Consider the following 19,861-nt stretch of genomic DNA (forward strand, 5'->3'; position numbering starts at 1 on the left):
CCGCTCTTTTGTCGCTGTCGTTGTCGTTGTCCGAGTCAAGCACCCCTGTTCCCGCCGCCAGGTTCGCCACGCCACTGATCGCGTGGCAGCGCACCCACGGGCGCCACACGCTGCCGTGGCAGCAGACCACCGACCCGTACCGCGTCTGGTTGTCCGAGATCATGCTGCAGCAGACGCAGGTCGCCACCGTGTTGGGCTACTACGCGCGCTTCCTGCAGCGGTTCCCCGACGTGCGGGCGCTGGCGGCCGCCGAACAGGACGACGTGCTCGCCTTGTGGAGCGGTCTCGGCTACTACAGCCGCGCGCGCAACATGCATGCGTGCGCGAAAGCGGTGGTGGCCTTGTTTGGCGGTGAATTTCCGCGCAGCAGCGAGCTGCTGCAGACCTTGCCTGGCATCGGCCGCTCTACCGCGGCGGCCATCGCCGCCTTCTGTTTCGGCGAGCGGGTGGCCATCCTCGACGGCAACGTCAAGCGGGTGCTGACCCGCTTCCTCGCGTACAACGCCGACCTCGCCGTGGCCGCCAACGAGCGCGCGCTGTGGGTCACCGCCACCGAGATGCTGCCGGCCGACGGGGTCGGCATCGAGTCGTATACCCAGGGCATCATGGACCTGGGTGCCACGCTGTGCACCACGCGGTCGCCCCAGTGCCTGCTGTGTCCCGTGCAGCCCGATTGCCAGGGCCGGCGCGAAGGTTCGCCGGAGCGCTACCCCGTCAAGACCCGCAAGCTCAAGCGCAGCCAGCGTGACAACGCCTGGCTGTGGCTCGTGTGGGACGACCAGCTGTGGCTCGTGCAGCGGCCCGACACGGGCATCTGGGCGGGATTGTGGAGCTTCCCCGAGTACGACTCGCTGGACGCGCTGAACGCCGCAGCCGCGGCGTGGCCGGGCGGGGGCGCCGCGCTCGCGTCGTTCAAGCACGTGTTGACGCACCTCGACTGGACCCTGCACCCTGTGGTGTGGACGCTGCCGGCGCGCTGCCCTCCCGACACCGTCGCCGCCGTCACGGCCCACTTGCCCCCGGGCCGCTGGGTCACGCTCGACCAGGCGCTGGCCATGGGTGTCCCGTCGGCGTTGCGCAAGCTGGTGTTGCGCTCCCCCGGAAGGGCGGGGGCCTGAGACTCCTCCCCTCCTCAGAGGGGAAGGCGGAAAGTGTGACATTTGGCACGCTTCGGGAATGGATTGCCCATCGGACTCGGCCCGCCAGGCCGGGGAGGCGATCCCTTCTCTCCATCCGCAGGAAGCCATGCGCCAACCCATCACACTCCCATCCTGGACAGCCGCACCCGCGCTGGCCCTCGCCCTCCTGTTGACAGCCTGTGGCGGCGGCGGCGGTGACGCGCCACCTGCCGATGCCCCGCAAGCCACCGTCGCGGGCACGGTCCTGGACGCGGACACCGGCGCCCCGGTTGTCGGGGCCACGGTGGCCACCGGCAATCAAACCGCCACCACCGACAGCAACGGCAAGTTCAGCCTCCTCACGGTGGCCAACGCGCAGGCCGCGGTGAAGGTGTCGAAAGCCGATTACGCCGAGAACGTCGTCATCGCGAACGCCGTCAACCAGCAGACCACCAACATCACCGCCCAGCTGTTGCCGGTGGCCGTGGCCTCGCCGATCGACGCCGTGGCCGGTGGTACCGTGACGGTGCCAGGGTCGGTCGCGCAGGTCGTGCTGCCACCCGCGTCGCTCGTTCGCGCCGACGGCCTGCCGATCTCGGGCGCCGTCACCGTGTCGGTCACGCCGATCGATCCGGCCTTGAACCCAGCCTACATGCCGGGTGACTTCCGGGCGAGAACGGCCACGGGCACCACCGTGTCCCGCATCGAAAGCTACGGCGCGATGACCGTGACGCTGGCCGACGCCACCGGGTCGAAGGTGAACCTCGCGGCCGGCAAGAGCGCCACCATCCGCATCCCGCTGGCCACCCGCGGCGTGCCCACGCCCACCATCCCGCTGTTCTGGTTCGACACCGGCACGGGGGTGTGGATCGAGGAGGGGACGGCGGCGCTGACCGGTACGGCACCCAACCAGTACTACGAAGGCACGGTCACCCACTTCACCACCTGGAACGCCGACCAGTACTACAACACCGTCCTGGTCTCGGGTTGCGTGAAGGACGCGGCGGGGGCCCTCGTGGCCGGCGCGCAGGTCTACTCCGACGGCATCGACTATTCGGGCACGGCCTCGGCCCTCACCGATGCCAATGGCAATTTCAGCGTGGCCATGAAGCGCAACGGCAAAGGCACGCTGACCGGCCAAAGTGGCACCCGCTTTTCCAACACGTTGTCCGTGGGCCCGAGCGACGTCGACTTCGCGGCATTGCCGGCAGGGGAATGCCTGGTCCTCGGCAGCGTGAGTGAAGGCCTGACCATCAAGCTGAGCTGGGGCAGCGCACCGTCCGACGTCGACTCGTACCTGCTCACGCCGGACGGCGAAGCGGTGTACTTCGGATCCAAGGGCAACCTGGCCGCCGCACCGTACGCGGCACTCGACGTGGATGACACGAGCAGCTTCGGACCCGAAGTGGTCACGGTGCGCCGCCTGATGGTGGGCACGTACCGCTACGCCGTGAACAACTACAGCGGCACCAGCGCACCGGGCCTCACCGATTCGCCCGCCCGTGTCGAACTCAACCGCAACGGCGAGGTCTCGGTGTTTGCACCGTCGGCCGGCGAGACGCCGACCACCGTCTGGTGGAATGTGTTCAGCTTCACGGTGGACGCCCAGTGCCGCATCACCGTGACGCCGGTCAACAGCTGGTCGGCATCCGATCCGGCGCTGTCGCCGGCGGCCACACCGGTGTACTGCACGGCACCGTGACCCGCGGCGTCCCGCCGTTCCGGCGTCGGGACGTCAGCGCACCACGCCCTTGCTGCGCAAGAAGTCGTCCACCAGCTGCAGGCGGCTGGCCGGGTCCTGCAGTTCCATCAGCCGCTGCTTGGCGGCCACCGAAATGGGCAGGATCTCGCACCAGCGGTTGGCCACCCAGCCGGCCTCCTCGAAGCGGAACGGCTTCAGGAACGGCTCGGAACCTTGCTGTTTCAGCGTGCCGATCGCATTGGCAAGCCCGCGCACCGTCTCGAGTTGGTGGGTGTCGGGTGCCACCACCTCGTCCTCGTCCAGCGCACGGGTCTGGCCTTCCCACAACCCGTCGGCGAGGTGGGTCTGCCCTACCAGTTCGAAGCGGTGCAGGCCGCGCGCACGCACTTGCAGGATGCCGGCCTGGGGCGAGTCCACCTCCAGCAGTTCGGCCATCACCCCCACGGCCTCGAACACGTTCGGATCGGACGCCTTGCCGCCTTCGACGACCTGGCGCACCGCGATCACGCCGAACGGCGTGTGCTCGCGCATCGCGCTGCTGACCAGGTCGAGGTAACGGGCCTCGAACACCTTCAGGCTGAGCAGTCCACCGGGGAACAGCACGGCCTGCAGCGGAAGGAGCGGCAACTTCTGGGTGGGGGAACGAGGGCGCATTCGCGGGAGGGAGAACGTCAATCGCGTGCGTCGAGTTCGCGGTGGCGGATCAGCGAGACGCTGCGCGCGGAGAACCGGCGTGCCAGGGTTTCGGTGAGGTAGACGGAGCGGTGCTGGCCCCCGGTGCAACCGATGGCCACCGTCAGGTAGCTGCGCTGGTCGTTCTCGAACGCGGGCAGCCAGCGGGCGATGAAGGTCTCGATCTGGGTCATCATCTCGGCCACCTCGGGTTGGGCCTCGAGGTACTGGATGACACCGTCGTCGCGGCCCGTCAGCGCCCGCAGTTCGCGGATGTAGTACGGGTTGGGCAGGATGCGCACGTCGAACACGAAGTCGGCGTCGAGCGGCACACCGTGCTTGAACGCGAACGACTCGAACACCAGCGTGAGCCCGAGGCTGCCGGCTTGCACCAGATCGCGGATCCACAGGCGCAACTGGGCCGGGCGCAACTGGCTCGTGTCCACCACGGTGGAGACTTCGCGCAACTCGGCCAGCAGTTCGCGTTCCAGTTCGATCGCGTCGTACAGCGCGCGGTGCCCTTCCGTCTCGCGGTCTTCCTTGCGGCGGTTGGGGCTGGTGGACGTGGTCTGCTGCGACAGCGGGTGAGGGCGGCGCGATTCCGAGAACCGGCGCACGAGGGCCTCGGTGCCTGCATCGAGGAACACCGAGCGGATCACCACCCCTTCGCCGCGCAACTCCTCGATGAGCGGCAGCAGGTGGGGCAGCGAGCCGGCACTGCGCACGTCCACCGCGATGGCCACGCGGCGCTGCGAGCGCTCATGTTCGAGGCGCAGGAACTCGCGCAGCAACTCGGGCGGGAGGTTGTCCACGCAGAAGAACCCGGCGTCTTCCAGCGCATGCAACGCCACCGACTTGCCGGACCCCGAGATGCCCGTCACGAGAACCACCTCGTTGGGCAGGGGCTTGTCGGCTCCGGTGGGGGCGGGCGTGTTCATGGTCGTTTGCGGGAGCGGGCGGATGTGGGTGTGGCGGCCACGGACAGCAGTTCCTGCGCGTGGGCGAGGCTGGTGCTGGACAGGCGTTCACCCCCCAGCATACGGGCAATTTCGGCGACACGGGTTTCACCGTGTACGGGCGTGATGTCGCTGCGCGTGCGGCCCTCGTGTGCGGCCTTCGCCACCACGAAGTGGTGGTCGGCGCAGGCGGCCACCTGCGGCAGGTGGGTGACGGCCATCACCTGGCGGTCGCGGCCCAGCTGCTTCATCAGGCGGCCCACCGTGTCGGCCACGGCGCCGCCTACCCCGGCGTCCACCTCGTCGAAGATCAGCGTGCCGGCGGCTTCGCCGTGGGGAGCGAGCTGGCTGGTGGTGACCGCGATGGCCAACGCGATGCGTGACAACTCCCCGCCCGACGCCACCTTGGCCATGGGCCGCGGCGTGCTGCCCGCGTGGCCGGCCACGAGGAACTCGGCGGATTCGAGGCCGTACGACTGCGGGCTGTCCTGCTTCAGCAGCGACACCTCGAACATCCCGCCGGCCATGCCGAGCTGCTGCATCGCGGCGGTCACCGCCTGGCTCAGCTTGGGTGCCGCGGCGCGCCGCGTGGCGGAGATGCGTTTGGCTTCGGTGTCGAAGGCCGTCTTCGTGGTTTTCACGCGGGCTTCGAGCGCGGCGAGGTCGGACGCGGCGTCGAGCGCGGCCAGTTCGTCCTTCCACTGCAGCAGCGTGGCGGGCAGTTCGGCCGGTGGGCGGCGGTAGCGTTTGGCCAGGCTCATCCAGGCCGACAGGCGTTCGTCGAGTTCCTGCAGCCGCTCGGGGTGGAGGTCGGCGTGGTTCAGGTAGCTGCTGAGCGTGTGTGCGGCGTCCTGCAACTGGGCCTGGGCGCTTTGCAGCACCTCCACCACTTCCGCGAGCCGGGCATCGTGTTCGGCCACCGATTCCAGCGCGTCGGTGGCCCGGCCGGTGAGGCCGTCGGCGCTGGTGTCGGCCTCGCTCAGGGCATCGAGCGCCGTGCGGGCCGCGTCCATCAGGGCCTGGGCGTTCGACAGCCGGCCGTGTTCGGCGTTGAGTTCGTCCCACTCGTCGGCGCCCGGCGCCAGCTTGCTCACCTCGTTGACCTGCCAGGCCAGGCGCTCGCGTTCGCGTTCCAGGTCGGCCTGTTGCGTGCGGGCTTTGTCCAGCGCGTCAGACGCCGCCTTCCAGGCGCCCCAGGTGGCGGTGAGCGGGTCGGTGTCGACCCCGGCGTAAGCGTCGAGCAGGCCACGCACTGCGGCGGGCCGGGTGAGGCTTTGCCAGGCGTGCTGGCCGTGGATGTCGACCAGGTGATCGGCCGCCTCGCGCAGCTGCGCCACCGTGGCCGGGCTGCCGTTCACCCACGCGCGGCTCTTGCCCTGCGCGTCGATGACACGGCGCAGCAACAGCGTATCGGCACCCTCGAACCCGGCGGCGTCGAGCCAGGCCAGCAGGCTGGCGGGGGCGTCGAATTCGGCGGTGATTTCGGTGCGGGCGGCACCTTCGCGCACCACCCCGGCGTCGCCGCGGCTGCCCAGCGCGAGCTGCACGGCGTCGACCAGGATCGACTTGCCCGCGCCGGTTTCGCCGGTGAGCACCGAAAACCCGTCCGAGAGTTCGACCTCGAGGGTGGTGACGATGACGAAGTCTCTGAGGGCCAGGCGGCGCAGCATGTCAGCGCCCGCCCGGCCGCCCGAAGGGCGCTGAGCGCCCCCTCGGGGGGCAGTGAACGAAGTGAGCGTGGGGGCTCATGCACGCGCCCGGCCGCCCGAAGGGCGCTGAGCGCCCCCTCGGGGGGCAGTGAACGAAGTGAGCGTGGGGGCTCTCCATCCTAGACTCCGGTATTCCAGTGAAGCTTGCGGCGCAGGGTGGCGTAGTAACTCCAGCCGAGCGGGTGCAGGAACCGCACCTGGTGCGACGACCGGCTGACCATGATCCGGTCGCCCGTCAGCAGGCTGGCCATGCCCTGCATGTCGAAGTTGACGCTCGCGTCGCGCCCGTGCACGAGTTCGATGCAGATGCGGCCCACGTCGGGCAGCACGATGGGGCGGTTCGACAGGTCGTGCGGGGCGATGGGGGCCATCACCCAGCCCGCGATGCCCGGGTGCAGGATGGGGCCGCCGGCCGACAGCGCGTAGGCCGTGGAGCCCGTGGGTGACGCCACGATCAGGCCGTCGGCGCGGAAGTTGCCCACGAACTCCTCGCCGATGTCCACCTTGAGTTCGATCATCGACGAGGTGGGGCCGCGGCTCACTACCACGTCGTTCACGCCGTAGCCGTCGAAGATCATGCGGTCGTCGCGCCACACGCCGCCTTCGAGCATGGTGCGGCGTTCTTCTTCGTAGTCGCCGGCGATCATGGGGGCCAGCGCGTCCGCGAAGTGGCCGATGGGCACGTCGGTGATGAAGCCGAGTCGCCCCTGGTTGATGCCCACGAGCGGCAGACCGAACTGCGCCAGCTGGCGGGCGCTGCCGAGCATGGTGCCGTCGCCGCCCACCACGATGGCCAGGTCGCACTGCTGGCCCATTTCCTCGTGGCTGAGGGCGTTGTAGTCGGTCATGCCCGTGTTCAGCGCGGTGTCGCGTTCGAGCGAAACCTCGAGCCCTTGGCGCGCCAGGAACTGGGCAACTTCTTCCAACAGCCCCTGGATGCCACGGGCCTGGTATTTGCCCACGAGAGCGGCATGACGGAAGCGTGAAGACATGCGCAGAATTACACCACAGCAACATGACGGCGCCAGCCCGTGGAACGGTCACTTCCGGTGCGCGGCCTACAATCGGAACATGTTGGACGAGCGTGCGAAGACCCTGTTGAAAGCGCTGGTGGAGCGCTACATCGCAGACGGGCAACCCGTCGGCTCGCGCACGCTGTCGCGCGCCTCCGGCCTCGACCTGTCCCCGGCCACCATCCGCAACGTGATGGCCGACCTGGAAGACCTGGGCCTCATCGCCAGCCCGCACACCAGTGCGGGCCGCATCCCCACCGCCCGCGGCTACCGCCTGTTCGTCGACACCATGCTCACCGCGCAGCCGCGCGACCTGGGCAGCGTCGACCAGCCCCAGATCCACCCCGACCAGCCCCAGCGCGTCATCGCCAGCGCCGCCCAACTGCTGTCCAGCCTCTCCAGCTTCGTGGGCGTGGTCACCGCACCGCGCAAGGTCAGCGTTTTCCACCACATCGAATTCCTGCGCCTCTCCGAGCGCCGGGTGCTCGTCATCCTGGTCACCCCGGAGGGTGACGTGCAGAACCGCGTCATCCTGACCGCCCAGGACTACACCCAGAGCCAGCTCCAGGAAGCCAGCAACTTCCTCACCGCTCAGTACGCCGGCCTGTCCATCGAGCAGGTGCGCGAGCGCCTGAAGAGTGAAGTGGATGCCTTGCGCGGCGAAATCGCCGCCCTGATGCAGGCCGCCGTGCTCGCCGGCAGCGAGGCCGACGACAGCCAGGAGCAGGTCGTCATCTCCGGCGAGCGCAACCTGCTCACCGTGCAGGACTTCTCCAGCGACATGGGTTCCCTGCGCAAGCTGTTCGACCTCTTCGAGCAGAAGACCCAGCTGATGCGCCTGCTGGACGTGTCGAGCCGCGCCGAGGGTGTGCGCATCTACATCGGCGGCGAAAGCCGGGTCGTGCCGTTCGAGGAACTGTCCGTCGTGTCCGCCCCGTACGAGGTCAACGGCCAGATCGTGGGCACCCTCGGGGTCATCGGCCCTACCCGCATGGCCTACGACCGGATGATCCAGATCGTCGACATCACGTCGCGGTTGGTCACCAACGCGCTGAGCACGAAGTAGGGCGCCGCTGGACGGTGCCTACAATGGCGCCCTTCGGGCCGTTAGCTCAGTTGGTTAGAGCAGAGGACTCATAATCCTTTGGTCGTTGGTTCAAGTCCAACACGGCCTACCAAACTTACCTCGTGAGAGGTCAGGCGACGAGAGTGAGTCGCTTAGTGTGGGGGACGCTACCGCGGGGGCTTTTGTGTGGGGTGGCGATAAGGTCGTCACCTTGCGGGGGTTTATTCCCGTGCAGTCGGTCGAGCACTGCGGCGGCCTGGGCGCCAGCCGCATCCGGGCACAGGTGGGCGTACTTCTGAGTCATGCTCGCGTCCGCGTGTCCCAGCAGGTGCTGTACCGTGAGGAGCGGTACACCGGCCTGGACGAGCCGTGACGCGAAGGTGTCCCGGAACGTGTGCGGGGTCGCACGGTCCTGCGTCGGGTCGTCATTAAGTCCGCAATCGTCCATGTGTCGTTGAATGCTGCCGGTTGCGTGGCCGCGGGGTACGTCCTCGCCCGACCACGCCTTACCGCTGAGTTGCGGGAAGACGTAGGACAGTCGATGCGGCGCCAGGATGGTCTGACGCTCGGCCAGCATTGCGCGAGACCGCGCCGGCAGCTTCAGCAGGGACTCGTTCTGAACCTTCGAGCGGAACAGGTCGATGGTGCCCTCGTCGAAGTTCACTTGGGACCACCGAAGCGTCGCTGCTTCGTTGTAGCGGGCCCCCGAGTCGAGCAGGAGCATCGACAAGTGCCACGCGTCCAGGGCCGAGCGGTCCTTGGGCGCCTGGAAGGCCGCAGCGCGGAGCGACTCCAGCAGCTTCTCCTCTTCATGCACGCGGAGCCAGCGCAGCTTGCCCCTTCCTTCTGGTGCCTTCAGGCTGGCGGCCTTGTTGTGACGCTGCGACCACACGATGGGCGTGGCTGGCATCACGGTGCCACTGGCCTGCACGTAGCCCAGGATGGACTGCACCAGCGACATTTCGCGGTTGATGGTGGCAGCGGAATTTCCTTCAGCAACTCGCGCTTTCTTCAGGGCAACGAGGTGAGCCTGGGTCAGGTCATGAACACCCAGATCCTTCGGGAGTCCAAAGCGGGCGTTGTGCCGCTCGACCCACTCCGGGCCGTCTTTGACCAGCTCGGATCCGAACAGCTTTCGTACGCGGCTCACGTCATGCTTGTGGTTGCGGTGGGTCGCCTCGGTGGCTTCGAGCCACGCGTGCGCGGCCTCGAACAGGCCCATGCGACCCCGGCCGGCGCGGGCCAGCTCGTGGTCCTCCCGGACCTCAGCGCGGCGCTTCACCTCCCAGGCCTGCGCTGCGGTCTTTGAGGTTTCCCCCGTCGACTCGCGGATGCGCTTTCCTTTGAACTCGAACTCGCATTGCCACACGGACGAACCGGGGCGTTTGTAGACGGCCATGAGGCCTCCTTTCGTGTTGAACACACTCGTCAGGGCCCGGGGGAACGGGCAGGCCCTGAACGGCTGGGTTCATCTGCTGCTTTGCGGTTGTGGATGGAGCGCCGCTGTGTGTGCGGCGGACCTGCTGGCCTGAGCAAGCAAGTGCTCCAGAACGCGGCGGTCGATGTAGGCGGCCAGTGCGCGGGCCTGGGTGAGGAAGAACGCTTCCATGGCAGGGCCGCGTGGGCGTAGGGCGAACTCAAAGTCCATCAGTGGACCTTCGGGCTGCTGGTGAACCCGCCCATCGAGAAGTTGCAGTACCACTGCACGACTTCCTGGGAGTCCAGGGCTCTTTGGGACCAACGCTGCACGGCCATCCCGCAGTACAGGGTCACAGTGACGCAGTCGTCGTCCCAGGTGAAGCAGACGGGCTCATTGGAGCGCCCTGTGAGCGCGAACCAAGGCATTGCCTCGTCGGTTGCGTCCTCGACGTCCTCGGTCGGGAGCGCGAGGTTCAGGTCAGCGAGGAGCCTTTGTGCCTGCCTTCTGCGAGCGGCGGGCGATTGTCGGGGCGCTTCGGGGCAGACGTTCAATGTCGAGAGGGTTTTTTCCATTCAGTGCGGCCCAGACGTTGGGCTCCATGTAGTACAGCCATTGATTCGCGAAATCCTTCTGCGAGAGGCCAAGAGCCTCGGCCCAGACCTTGAGGTCGTGGGTGGGGAGAGCAGAGATCCCCCGTTCGATCTGAGAAACCATCGTCGGATAGGCGAAGTCGAGCTTCATCGCCAAGTCCAGCTGAGTGAGGCCGGCCGTCTCGCGAGTCTCCTTAAGCCATGCGCCGAAGCGCTTGCGAAGGACGCGGGTCGTAGACGAGGTAGGAACGGTCATGTGTAGCTCCGTCGGGTGAAGTGGGTTGATGAGTTGATCTGTGCTTACAGCGTCCTATGCTAAACCATGGAGGGGGATGCAACGATCCCTCCCCCCTACATGGTGGATTCCCTACTCCAATCGGGCCTCCGAAGAGAGCCCGTAGCGTTACGCCCGGGTAACAAGCCCGATGCTCGGAGGTTCGAGACCCCTCTTGGGAGTCCTAGGAGAGCTAAGACTCACAGCAGGAGTTTCACAGGTGGCTGTTCACTCAGCTAGTTGAAGATGCTTAGGATGTACAGAACTTCTCTAGAGATCAAGAGAGTCCTGTGTAGTCCTAAGATACATAGAGGGAGCGCCGTCAACCTGCGGGGGTTTATTCCCGCCAGTCGTCCGCGCCACGGTTCTCCCAGACTTCCACCAGGGCCCCCAGCAGCAGGAGGGACCAGTCGGCGTATGCCTGCCGGGCCGTCCAGCCCCACCCGACGAGTCCGGCCTCGTGGCAGACCCATCGTCCCGCCTTGCGCACGAAACGCAGCCGGGGCTTCATCAGGACCTCCCGAAACGGCGTCCTCGTGTCTCGCCGAGCGCCTGTCGATAGGCGTCCTCGGACATGCCGGACCGGAGGAAAGTCCTGCGTTGGTTGATCCTCATCCGAGCCGTCGCGGCTTGGTCAAGCTCGCGGAGACGTGCTTCCCGCTCCTGTTCTGGGGTGGGTTTAGTCATTGCTTGGTCTCCTCGCGCACGAAGCGACACAGGGACCAGATCAACAGGGCGGCGCCAGCGGCGCACAGCAGGAGGCAAGTTCCTCCAAAGATGGGTGCAGGATTCAGGTGAGTCATGAAGGCTGTTGTTCTATACAGTAATGTTTGCCGATCACTGGCTCACGGGATGAGCCACTGACAGCCGGCGCGGTTAGGTGTGACCTCTGTCACGGAGAGGCTCTGGAGGGCGGTGTGTTGCTCGGGGAAACTCATGGGATGCACCACATGAAGACCGCGGCGATGGCCGCAGCGCTCTCCCTCCTGACCGCCTGTGGGGGCGGGGAGAGCCAGGACCCGCAGACCGATCAGGAGAAGTACGACTACGCCGTGAACTCCCCAGGCCCATGGCGGTGCGGGGACCTCGTGTGGCTGGAGTGGGCTCAGGAGTGGTACAACCGGCACCCTGGGGCCCGCCCGGATCTGCCGCCGGAATACACGCTGGATCCAGACGGCGACGGCAAGGTGAATTGCCCGAACCTGCCGTCCAAGGGAACAACTTAGGTTCGCGTCACGGCTTCGGGGGCCGCTCGCGCCACGGTTTCGGCCGCGGATTGGTCCTGGAGGTCATGAAGGGCACTTCGGTTCGGAGTACTCGTGCCCACCAGAAGTCCCGGAACGTGGTCCCCGGCCTTCCGGTGGGAGCTGACGTGAGCGAGTCGCGCTAGAAGCCGCGCAATGGGCCCGCCACGCGTTCAAAGCGCACACGGTGCGGCCGTGGTGTGCCTAACGGATGCGATGTCTACAGCGGGCCCCAATAGGGCTGCGGGACTTGCGGGACAATTCAGCTTGTCTACAGGAACGCAGGGGACAGCTATGACTTTCGTTGACATTCCCGCATGGCTGCTCGACGTGATGGGCAAGGCGGGTATTGGTCTTGCGAGCTTCTGGCTTGGATACTCGGCGAAGCGTCCGAAGCTAGAACTTGGCGGGATCGGATCAGGAGGCTTTGACGTTGCCGGAAAGGACGTCATGGCTACCTCCTTCACGATCCATAACCGCCCCTCGTTCTTCGGATTGCCGTTCAATCGCGATGCCGCCACCATCGTCGAAGCTCGGGTCTACGACCCCGATCTAAAGGAGTACGTGGGGCCGGGGCTAATGTGGCTGGCCGCTGAAGGGCCGGAGATGGTTCGGGAGCGGACGATTGCGTCCGGCCGACAGGCGACCGTCATGGTGCTCGCGAAGGAACGGCATGCCGAGGACTTCTTTGTGTTTGCTTCGGACAGGAGGTCCGCTGAACTCCCTAGGCAGCTAAAGAAGTTCAAGGAAGCAAGGAAAGATCTTGAACTGAGACTGATCGACGTCAACAGACACCGGTACAACTACCGATTCACAGCGAGAAACGACGACCAGTCCGTCGGGGTGATGCGTAAGGGGCTTCGGCTCGGCACACGATGGAACCTGTTGCGGCGGGCGTTGGGTCCCATGTGAAACCGGGCCGCGTCACGGCTTCTAGGCCCGGTCGCTGGCGGCTCAGGACACCCCGAACTGTTTCAACAGCACGAGGATGACACCCGAAAGTCCGACGGTCACGGCGACACCCAGCGCGAAGGGCGCCAGCAGGGTGTCAACGATGATCTTGCGCCGCTCCGCGTTCAGCTTCGCAGTCTCGGCGCGGATCTTGGCGGTTTCGGCTTCCATGCGGGCGGCTTCGCGGGCGTGAAGGGCAGGGGCTTTCATTGTGCATCCTTCCGCTTAGTCGTGGGGGACCACGTCGACCGTCCGGAAACCCCGGATGCCGGTACGCCCCGCGCGAACGTCCGCCGCGTGGCGCTGGGCCTGTCTTCTGGACCACGTCGAGCGGTCACGGTGGGAGAGGTAGGAGGCAACGCCCAGGCCGGGCGGGTAGCTGATGCGGACGCAGTAGAGGGACATAGAGCAGGCGCACGGGTGCGCGATAGCGGTCAACAGCGACCGACACAGCACACCCGGGGATGCGCTGTAGCTGTAGCTATCGTGAGCAGGTCGGACTAGTTCGCGGCCCGTCTTCTCCTGCGTTTGCGGCGGCGTCGGCGCATGTGGTCAGTAGCTCCCGAGGCCGTGCTGCCGGCAATAGGTCAGAACCGCTTCGTGATCGAAGTCGAAAAGCTCGCCGGAGGTGCCCCAGTCCCGATACTGGACACGGACGCTGCAGGGCTCGCCGTGGTGGTCAAGGTCGCCTACAAGCTCGACGTGCGGGCCGCCAGTGCACAGGACGATTCGGTACTCCTCGGGGTCCAGGGAATCACCAGGAGATCCCCAGCCGCTGCGCACCTCGACCGACAACGGGTCTTCATCGATGGCCCGTTCTGCGTCTTCGCGGTCGTCGTAGTCGCCTGCGGCTTCCTCAAGCTCGGCGAGTTCTTCGACCTCCGAGGACATTTCGTCTTCCAGTTCGCGCAGGCGGTCGCCGTGCTCCAGCTCGAAGGCGACGAGCGCATCAGTGACGCCCTTGGATGCACCCTCCTGGCACTGGGCCTGTCGCAGCCGCAGGCACTCGCCGCGAAGCTCCAGCACCTCGGCGCAGTCGTCCCGCAGTTCTTCCAGGCGGTCCCAGTCGCATTCCAGGGCGGCGACCATGGCGCACACACTGGCGACTTGGGCGCGGGCTTGTTGTTCGGCGTGGTTCTCGGTGGTCATGTTGGTGTCTCGTGAGCGGGTTGCAGTGGGTAACTAGAACTAGTTCAGGGCGTCATGAGTGCGTCAGCAGTGACCTTCGCGGCTTGCAGGCTGGCCCTGTGGGCTTGTGCGACGTACTCGCCATCGACCCACAGTTCCGAACGCCACTCGTCCCAGTGATCCGAGCGAATCACGTACACCCGGCGGTCTTGGGGTTCGCCTACGGTCTTGAGCATGTCGACGATGCGGTCAGTTGGGTGGGTGCGCTTCCCGATGACGGTGGTGATGCCGCGGGCTCTCATTGCGTGTCCCCGAGGATCACGGCGGGCACCAGATAGGTGCCGATGTACTCGGCAGTGCCGGGCACGTAGTCCACCGATTCACACACACGGCCGGGTGCATCGAAGTGGTGGGAGAAGGGCACCGGGCCATGCCGCACCACGCGTCCGTCGGGCAACTGGGCGAACAGAATCTCTATGCGGTCAGGACGTTCGACCGAGAAGCCTTTGCAGAGTACGCGGTTCATTGCACATCCCCATTGACGAGGGCGGCAACAGCAGCCTCTAAGGCGGCTTGCTCGAACAGTTCAAGGGTTTCAGCGTCGGGGGTGATGTCGTAGGCGGTCATGATCTTCTTTGCACAGTAACTCGGACTAGTTGAAGGGCTAAACGAAGGGCCAACGCTGTGACCCTTTGGTTAACCGGGGGCCGAAGCCCCTAGTTGTTCCGTCGCAGTCGCTAGGCACGCGGCATCGCCTAGGTCATCCCGGTCTGGCCTTGCCCTCGCCCCGCTTTCGCTGGGGATCGTGTGTCGGCTGGTTCCCTTCTTCTATCCCGCTGGTCCTTAGCGGCATCGCTGCGTGGGAATTAATCCGTTGTTTGCTGCGATTGGTTGGACTGTGCCTGAGCAACTCGAACTATGCAAGCGGATCAATTCAATACCTGAGTGGAGCGAAAGGACATAAGCAACTCGCGCTATGTCATGGGTGCGCCCGGTGGGCCCACGTCATCCATGCCTGCGCTGGAGCGAGCCCGAAGGGCGGGCCTAGGAGGTCACAGGCTCACGCACTGAGCCATAGCCAGGGCGCACACAGGTCAAACGAAAAAACAGTGGCTGACAGATGCACGCGAGTGTGTCCAGGACAGCCCGAGGCCATCCCAAACACCCCGCGCACCCTGTGCCACTGTGCTCACCTGAGCCCACCCGCGCAGCCGGTGAGGTGCTGGGCAGAGTTGTACGAATCCGCTAGTCGCTCCCGGCTGCTACCTATGACAGCGCAGCGCATCCGTTCCCACTGTGGGGGCCGGCTGTGGGGGATATGCGCCCGCCTTGACACCCCCGCCCCTACCCCTGGAATCCCGGATCCGCAAGGAACGTGAGGGGAGGGCACGGGGGCGCCCGGCGAGGCCGGGGGTGCATCAGCACTGGCCACGCATTTTCTGGAAGAAAACTGGCGGCCGGATGCGCCGCTTTCTCAAATGAGCAGGACACCAGTTTGATAAATATTTTTGCTTGAAGAATCAATGAGTTACGGAAGATTCTGGCTTTTGGCTGGAAAAGTCTGGCGGCGGGGTACCTTTCATTTCGGGCAGCATTGCGTCCGTTCTGCCATCAGGAGACGCCGTGTTCCGAGTCCTCAAATACATCCCAGCGCTCATCGAGAGCCTTGATCGTTACCGCTCGGGCGGGAGGCTCTTCGTCTTCATGTTCTGCTTCGGGTGCGCGTCGCTGGTAGGCATCCACGCGGTGTGGTCCTGGTCCTGGTCGCAGCACCCACCGGAGCCGCGCAATGGCGGCGCGGCGCCTTCCCTGAGACCAAAGAGCAACCAGAGCAGCCCGGTGGATTCGAGGCTTGCCATGGGCCCCGAGACCAACCGGTACCCAGACGGCAGGAGGGAGTGACATGCAAACAATTGAGGAGAAGCCGCAACGGAGGCGCCACGAGTCCCGTGAGACCAGGGCGCACCAAGACCTATACGACTCGTCAATCAACTAGGATCCCGCTATGAGTCTTCTTCGAGAGATCACTGAAGCTGCTATAGCTAAAGACGCCGATGTGGCTCGCCTGCTGCGGCTGTGTTTGGTTCTCGCCCAGCGGGTCGACTATCGGCCGCTGTTGGACTGGGTGACCTGGGAACTCAAAGGTTATCCAGCTGGTGTTCCAGTTCCCGACTACAGGCACGTCTCGATGGTGAACCGGGGGCTCATTGCAGGCTATTGGTCCGGCCAGATTGATCTACCAACTTATCAAATTCCTGAAGAGATCCGAGGCAAGTTGCTTATTCACGAGTTCCGCGACGGAATCTCTGAACTTCAGCATTTGGTCACCAATGCTTCCAAGTCTGGGACCTTGACCATTCCGTGGCCGATGGAGTTCATGTTCAAGCACACCCAGAACATTGTTCGCGGTGCGCAGGTCACCAAGGCATGGTCTGAACTTTCGCTGTCCGCAGTGGCTGGCGTAGTCGACCAGGTTGTAAACCGCATCCTTGAGTTCACACTGACGCTAGAACGAACCCATCCCGAAGCCGGCAACCTTGTTGGCTTTGCTCAAACACCTCCGGAGGCAACCTTGACACAGAACTTCAATAGCACCTTCAATGGTGCCGTGCAGAACTACTCTGCCGGCGGAAATCAGGTCTCCCAGACGGCGTACTCGGTAGCTCCCGGTGACCTCGATGGGCTCATTGCAGCGTTGCGCGGCGCCGGTGTAGGGCAGGCCGACTCCGACGAATTGAAGAGGGCCATCGAGGCAGACAAGCAGAGCGGGAGCAATGGTTTGGGCGCCTCCGCAGGCGGGTGGTTGGCAGGCTTCACCGCGAAGGCGGCTCAGGGCGTTGCGGCCGCCACGGTGTCAAAGCTGGTCCTGGCCTACTTCGGAGGGGTCTGACTTGCCTAGTGCACGGTGACTCTCAGGACCTCGTACCGGTCATCCCAGTCCTCCTCGTCCGCATGAATTCCGAACACTCGGCCGTCACCAGCGGAGAACCGCTCGTACGACGCGATGAACCGTTCGACCTCCAGGTCATCCTGTGACTCCTGGTACTCCTGGGCCGCGTTCTTCTGGTCCTGGCGCAGCACCTGAGACAGGTGATGCACCGCGCCGGCGAGGGCGTCCAGGCGGTCATCGTGAGTCAGGCAGCCCTTATCACGGCTGATGCGCGTGAGCTGGTACATGAGCGTTTCGTCCCGGGCCACGTGATCGTCCACCACGAGGCGGTGCGACGTCATGACTGGCTCAAGGGTGTCGATGATCCGGACCTCCTTTTGGGCCCGGGACCACTCGGCCTCAAGGACCGTGCAGCCTGCCGTGTCGCCTCGCTTGGCCGGGGGCCATGCAGCGGTCAGGATCGGCTCGAAGGCCGCGACCCACACACCACCAGCGAAGTTGGGCTCGACGACCACGGCGTTTACCTTGTGCTCGTAGGCGCACTGTGCGATGGCGGCCATGGCGGTCGCGGGATCCCCAGCGAGTCCATCGACAGCCACGCAGTACATGGTGCCGTGCAGGACCTTCACCACGGCCCAGGCCGTCTCGTCTTTGCCGCGGCCTGAGGGGTCGACGAACAGGACGGACTGCTCGTACTCGGTCCAGACCGGGTCGATGAACAATGGGCCGACGAAGTGATCCCCGGAGAACCCCAGGAGGGGCAGGTCCGGTCGCAGGTTCTTGCCCTGGGAGTCGTGCCCCCAGGTGACGAACGCGGGCGCCTTGAGCGTGTTGAGCGCCATGACGATCAGGTCGTTCAGCTTGAGCGGGTAGCGCTCCGCGTCGGAGAGGGACGTGTCGAGCTGGAACTGGAGGGCGAAGTAGCTCCGGCCCTTGGACTCGCGGTTGAGCAGCTCGTGTTCGTTGAACCGCTCGGGGTCCGTGGGCGTCCAGGCGAGCAGCGAGTTGCCGTCCACCTTGCGGGCCCGGGGGCACAGGGCGTCCCAGGGCTCCTTGCCCTCGCGGTCGAACACGTAGCCCTCGCGCTTGGCAGCGACCGGGTAGCGGGCCGGCAGGATCCAGGCGAGGTACCCCTGCGTCTTGATGAGCTTGGTGTAGATCGACTCCTCCGTCTGGGGCGTGCCCAGGCAGATGACGTCAGCCCCACCGGTCACCTTGATGGCCGAGAACTCGTTGGTCTTGTGTAGCAGACGCTCGCGGGCCTCGACGGTCCGGGAGTTGTCCACGACCTCGATGTCGTCCGGGATGATGAGCGTGGAGCGCGAGCCGGTGATCTGGCCCGTGATACCCACTGCCCGCACGGACTTGGACTGCGAGATCGAAGCGCCGTTGACGTCGAACTCGTAGGCCGTGTCTCGCTGGTCCGGCCTCGGGCGCATGTGCTCGAAGCGGTCCATCGTGTTGAGCAGGACCTTGGTCATGCTCACGAACTCCTTGGCCTTGGAACCGGAGGCGGACAGCACCGTGATCTTCTCGCGGTACGGGTCTCGCTCCAGGCGCCACAGGGCGAAGGCGGAGGTCGCGTAGGACTTCCCGATGCCGCGGAAGGCTTCCAGGATGTCCTCACGCCCCAGGGGGTTCGGCTCAAGCAGTCGGCGTGTACCGGTGCGGTCGGGTTCCTCGGTCTCAGGCCCGTGCCAGTCGAACTCGGTGCCGGGGCGGTCGTTGCCGTGGGAGTCCAGGAGGATCCCGTAGCCGGCCCAGCCGAATTGCAGGAAGTAAGCGATGTCGTACTGGGCTGGCGTCGGCGGTGGAAGGCCGAGGTGTTGCCAGACCAGGTACAGCATGTTGCGGAAGTCCGCCAGGACGGCGTCGTCCCGATCCCACCACCAGGGGCGGGAGGTCACTGGAAGGGCAAGCCCTGTCCTTTGGCGAACGCTGCGAGGGCACCGCGGGGCTGGCCGGCCTGGATGGGCGCCGGCTTGTCCTTGGGCTCGCCGATGCCGCAGAGGTCCTTGAGGTAGGCGCGGACCACGGAGAGGAACGAGGAGTCCGGGGGACCCATCATCAGCTCGCCGTCGTTGTCCCGCACGGGGCCGTCCTTGGTGACCACAGGTTGGCCCTTGAGCCCGTCGACCAGACACTGCTCGAAAGCAGCGCGGATCACCGGCTCGTTGGTCTTCTCGGTCATGTGAGTTCCTTGAGCCAGTACAGAGTCCCGGCGGAGCCCCAGGGGTCCTCGGGTCGGTACAGGCGGAAGCCAGCGCGGATCAGGTTGTTCGCGCTGGGGATGTTGTTCAGGGTGGTCGAGATCGCCGCGGGCGCGTAGATGCGCTTGGCGTGGGCGAGTCGACGGGTGAGGAGCGTTCGCTGGATGCCCTTGCCTCGATGAGAGGCAAGGACGCCGCAGCGGCTCAGGTACAGGGCACCGGGCAGGGTGAAGGACTCACGCATGCCGGCGAAGGCGCAGGGCTCGCCAGCGTCCTCCACGATCCACCAGAAACCTTCGAGGTAGTTCTCGTGGTCGTCAGTGGGGAAGGTGAGGACGTGCAGGGCCCGCAGGGTCTCCGCGTCATGCGGAGTGGCCCGGCGGTACTTGAAGGTCACGAGCTGGTGCCGACCTTGTTGGCGATGAGCTTCTCGAGGAACTGCTCACCGAGGACGGCGGACGCGGCGGCAAGGCCGATCACGCCCAGTTGGGGTACGCCCGGCACGAAGGCCAGGATGGCCCCGGCGGCCACAGCGAGTCCGGCGGACACGATGGAGCGGCCGAAGGCGAGCCGCCAGCAGAACTTCTCGTTGGAGGCGAGGAGCTTGCCGACTGCGATCACCACGCCGACGACCGCGAGGGTCGCCAGCATCTGGGTGAGTCCGAGGGACTCGTCACGCATGGATTACTCCTTGGACGCCTTGGCCGGCTTCGCGGCCTTCACGGCTCCGACCGGGGGCCAGGGCGAGCCGACGCCGACCGGGGTGACTTCGCCGAGTTGTTCGGCGAGTGCCTCGTGCGTTTCGGCGGCCAGCTCCTTGACCAGGGTGCCGTTGAAGTTCAGGGGCTCACCCTTGAAGGCGATGGCGGAGACGTAGCCTTGGTGGGCGAAGATGGCAGCGGTGTGCTTGGACATGAT

General features: G+C 65.8%; 23 protein-coding genes and 1 tRNA gene. 7 read left to right on the forward strand and 17 right to left on the reverse strand.

The window, feature by feature from the left end; all coding sequences use genetic code 11:
• The first annotated feature begins 26 nt into the window (after window positions 1-26).
• Entirely contained in the window at window positions 27-1,118 is a 1,092-nt protein-coding gene (mutY, locus tag ASC87_RS09475) for an A/G-specific adenine glycosylase (RefSeq protein ID WP_056660261.1), read from the forward strand.
• Between the two features lie 127 nt (window positions 1,119-1,245).
• Window positions 1,246-2,820, forward strand: a complete 1,575-nt coding sequence (locus ASC87_RS09480; RefSeq protein WP_056660031.1) for a carboxypeptidase regulatory-like domain-containing protein — start codon at window positions 1,246-1,248, stop codon at window positions 2,818-2,820.
• 33 nt (window positions 2,821-2,853) lie between these two features.
• On the opposite strand, the gene ASC87_RS09485 is transcribed toward ASC87_RS09480, so the two are convergent.
• From ASC87_RS09485 to ASC87_RS09500, 4 genes are all read right to left on the reverse strand, one after another.
• Window positions 2,854-3,474: an LON peptidase substrate-binding domain-containing protein gene (locus ASC87_RS09485; RefSeq protein WP_056660035.1), complete on the reverse strand. Its 621-nt coding sequence runs from the start codon at window positions 3,472-3,474 to the stop codon at window positions 2,854-2,856.
• A 17-nt stretch (window positions 3,475-3,491) separates the two neighbouring features.
• The gene (gene rapZ, locus ASC87_RS09490) at window positions 3,492-4,430 is read right to left on the reverse strand and encodes an RNase adapter RapZ (protein WP_056660038.1); all 939 of its coding nucleotides are present in this window, start codon (window positions 4,428-4,430) and stop codon (window positions 3,492-3,494) included.
• Window positions 4,427-6,118, reverse strand: coding sequence for a DNA repair protein RecN (gene recN, locus ASC87_RS09495; RefSeq protein ID WP_056660041.1), 1,692 nt, complete (start codon window positions 6,116-6,118; stop codon window positions 4,427-4,429). The genes rapZ and recN overlap by 4 nt, the downstream gene beginning before the upstream one ends.
• Before the next feature lie 158 nt (window positions 6,119-6,276).
• On the reverse strand, window positions 6,277-7,149 hold the full coding sequence (locus ASC87_RS09500) for an NAD kinase (RefSeq protein ID WP_056660044.1): 873 nt from the start codon (window positions 7,147-7,149) through the stop codon (window positions 6,277-6,279).
• Window positions 7,150-7,228: 79 nt separating this feature from the next.
• Here ASC87_RS09500 and hrcA point away from each other — a divergent pair, with 79 nt between their 5' ends.
• Both hrcA and ASC87_RS09510 read left to right on the forward strand, forming a co-directional pair.
• Window positions 7,229-8,236, forward strand: coding sequence for a heat-inducible transcriptional repressor HrcA (hrcA, locus tag ASC87_RS09505; protein ID WP_056660047.1), 1,008 nt, complete (start codon window positions 7,229-7,231; stop codon window positions 8,234-8,236).
• Window positions 8,237-8,271: 35 nt separating this feature from the next.
• Window positions 8,272-8,348, forward strand: a tRNA-Ile gene (locus ASC87_RS09510).
• Between the two features lie 18 nt (window positions 8,349-8,366).
• Here the strand turns inward: ASC87_RS09510 and ASC87_RS33595 are convergent.
• From ASC87_RS33595 to ASC87_RS31715, 3 genes are all read right to left on the reverse strand, one after another.
• Complete coding sequence (locus ASC87_RS33595; RefSeq protein ID WP_056660050.1) at window positions 8,367-9,635, reverse strand: site-specific integrase; 1,269 nt, start codon at window positions 9,633-9,635, stop codon at window positions 8,367-8,369.
• 498 nt (window positions 9,636-10,133) lie between these two features.
• On the reverse strand, window positions 10,134-10,502 hold the full coding sequence (locus ASC87_RS09530; RefSeq protein ID WP_056660059.1) for a helix-turn-helix domain-containing protein: 369 nt from the start codon (window positions 10,500-10,502) through the stop codon (window positions 10,134-10,136).
• Window positions 10,503-10,857: 355 nt separating this feature from the next.
• Window positions 10,858-11,031, reverse strand: coding sequence for a hypothetical protein (locus ASC87_RS31715; RefSeq protein ID WP_157603933.1), 174 nt, complete (start codon window positions 11,029-11,031; stop codon window positions 10,858-10,860).
• 430 nt (window positions 11,032-11,461) lie between these two features.
• Here ASC87_RS31715 and ASC87_RS09535 point away from each other — a divergent pair, with 430 nt between their 5' ends.
• Together ASC87_RS09535 and ASC87_RS09540 are read left to right on the forward strand one after the other, a co-directional pair.
• The gene (locus ASC87_RS09535; protein WP_056660062.1) at window positions 11,462-11,746 is read left to right on the forward strand and encodes a hypothetical protein; all 285 of its coding nucleotides are present in this window, start codon (window positions 11,462-11,464) and stop codon (window positions 11,744-11,746) included.
• Window positions 11,747-12,058: 312 nt separating this feature from the next.
• Window positions 12,059-12,676, forward strand: a complete 618-nt coding sequence (locus ASC87_RS09540) for a hypothetical protein (protein ID WP_056660065.1) — start codon at window positions 12,059-12,061, stop codon at window positions 12,674-12,676.
• A gap of 42 nt (window positions 12,677-12,718) precedes the next feature.
• Here the strand turns inward: ASC87_RS09540 and ASC87_RS31720 are convergent, their stop codons facing one another.
• The 5 genes from ASC87_RS31720 to ASC87_RS31725 form a co-directional block, all read right to left on the reverse strand.
• Window positions 12,719-12,886, reverse strand: a complete 168-nt coding sequence (locus tag ASC87_RS31720) for a hypothetical protein (RefSeq protein WP_235582122.1) — start codon at window positions 12,884-12,886, stop codon at window positions 12,719-12,721.
• Between the two features lie 381 nt (window positions 12,887-13,267).
• Window positions 13,268-13,864 (reverse strand): hypothetical protein, encoded by a 597-nt coding sequence (locus ASC87_RS09550; protein ID WP_056660071.1) that lies wholly within the window; start codon window positions 13,862-13,864, stop codon window positions 13,268-13,270.
• A gap of 44 nt (window positions 13,865-13,908) precedes the next feature.
• Window positions 13,909-14,145, reverse strand: a complete 237-nt coding sequence (locus ASC87_RS09555) for a hypothetical protein (protein ID WP_056660074.1) — start codon at window positions 14,143-14,145, stop codon at window positions 13,909-13,911.
• Window positions 14,142-14,369 carry a hypothetical protein gene (locus ASC87_RS09560; RefSeq protein WP_056660077.1) on the reverse strand — a complete coding sequence of 76 codons (228 nt, stop codon included), beginning with the start codon at window positions 14,367-14,369 and terminating at the stop codon, window positions 14,142-14,144. Before ASC87_RS09560 ends, ASC87_RS09555 begins: the two co-directional genes overlap by 4 nt.
• A gap of 1,147 nt (window positions 14,370-15,516) precedes the next feature.
• Window positions 15,517-15,702 carry a hypothetical protein gene (locus tag ASC87_RS31725; protein ID WP_157603936.1) on the reverse strand — a complete coding sequence of 62 codons (186 nt, stop codon included), beginning with the start codon at window positions 15,700-15,702 and terminating at the stop codon, window positions 15,517-15,519.
• A 146-nt stretch (window positions 15,703-15,848) separates the two neighbouring features.
• On the opposite strand from ASC87_RS31725, the gene ASC87_RS09570 reads away from it, so the two are divergent.
• Complete coding sequence (locus ASC87_RS09570; protein ID WP_056660084.1) at window positions 15,849-16,733, forward strand: hypothetical protein; 885 nt, start codon at window positions 15,849-15,851, stop codon at window positions 16,731-16,733.
• A 5-nt stretch (window positions 16,734-16,738) separates the two neighbouring features.
• Here ASC87_RS09570 and terL read toward each other — a convergent pair whose 3' ends face one another.
• Genes terL through ASC87_RS09595 form a run of 5 tightly spaced genes read right to left on the reverse strand, consistent with a single transcriptional unit; the run spans window position 16,739 to window position 19,858 of the window.
• On the reverse strand, window positions 16,739-18,580 hold the full coding sequence (gene terL / locus ASC87_RS09575) for a phage terminase large subunit (protein WP_235582123.1): 1,842 nt from the start codon (window positions 18,578-18,580) through the stop codon (window positions 16,739-16,741).
• Window positions 18,581-18,636: 56 nt separating this feature from the next.
• Window positions 18,637-18,924 (reverse strand): hypothetical protein, encoded by a 288-nt coding sequence (locus tag ASC87_RS09580; RefSeq protein ID WP_056660091.1) that lies wholly within the window; start codon window positions 18,922-18,924, stop codon window positions 18,637-18,639.
• On the reverse strand, window positions 18,921-19,340 hold the full coding sequence (locus ASC87_RS09585) for a GNAT family N-acetyltransferase (RefSeq protein WP_056660094.1): 420 nt from the start codon (window positions 19,338-19,340) through the stop codon (window positions 18,921-18,923). Before ASC87_RS09585 ends, ASC87_RS09580 begins: the two co-directional genes overlap by 4 nt.
• Window positions 19,337-19,624: a hypothetical protein gene (locus tag ASC87_RS09590; protein WP_056660097.1), complete on the reverse strand. Its 288-nt coding sequence runs from the start codon at window positions 19,622-19,624 to the stop codon at window positions 19,337-19,339. The genes ASC87_RS09585 and ASC87_RS09590 overlap by 4 nt, the downstream gene beginning before the upstream one ends.
• A gap of 3 nt (window positions 19,625-19,627) precedes the next feature.
• Window positions 19,628-19,858 (reverse strand): hypothetical protein, encoded by a 231-nt coding sequence (locus tag ASC87_RS09595; RefSeq protein ID WP_056660099.1) that lies wholly within the window; start codon window positions 19,856-19,858, stop codon window positions 19,628-19,630.
• Between the last annotated feature and the right edge of the window lie 3 nt (window positions 19,859-19,861).

Source organism: Rhizobacter sp. Root1221, assembly GCF_001425785.1.
In the GTDB taxonomy this organism is placed as follows: Bacteria; Pseudomonadota; Gammaproteobacteria; order Burkholderiales; family Burkholderiaceae_C; genus Rhizobacter.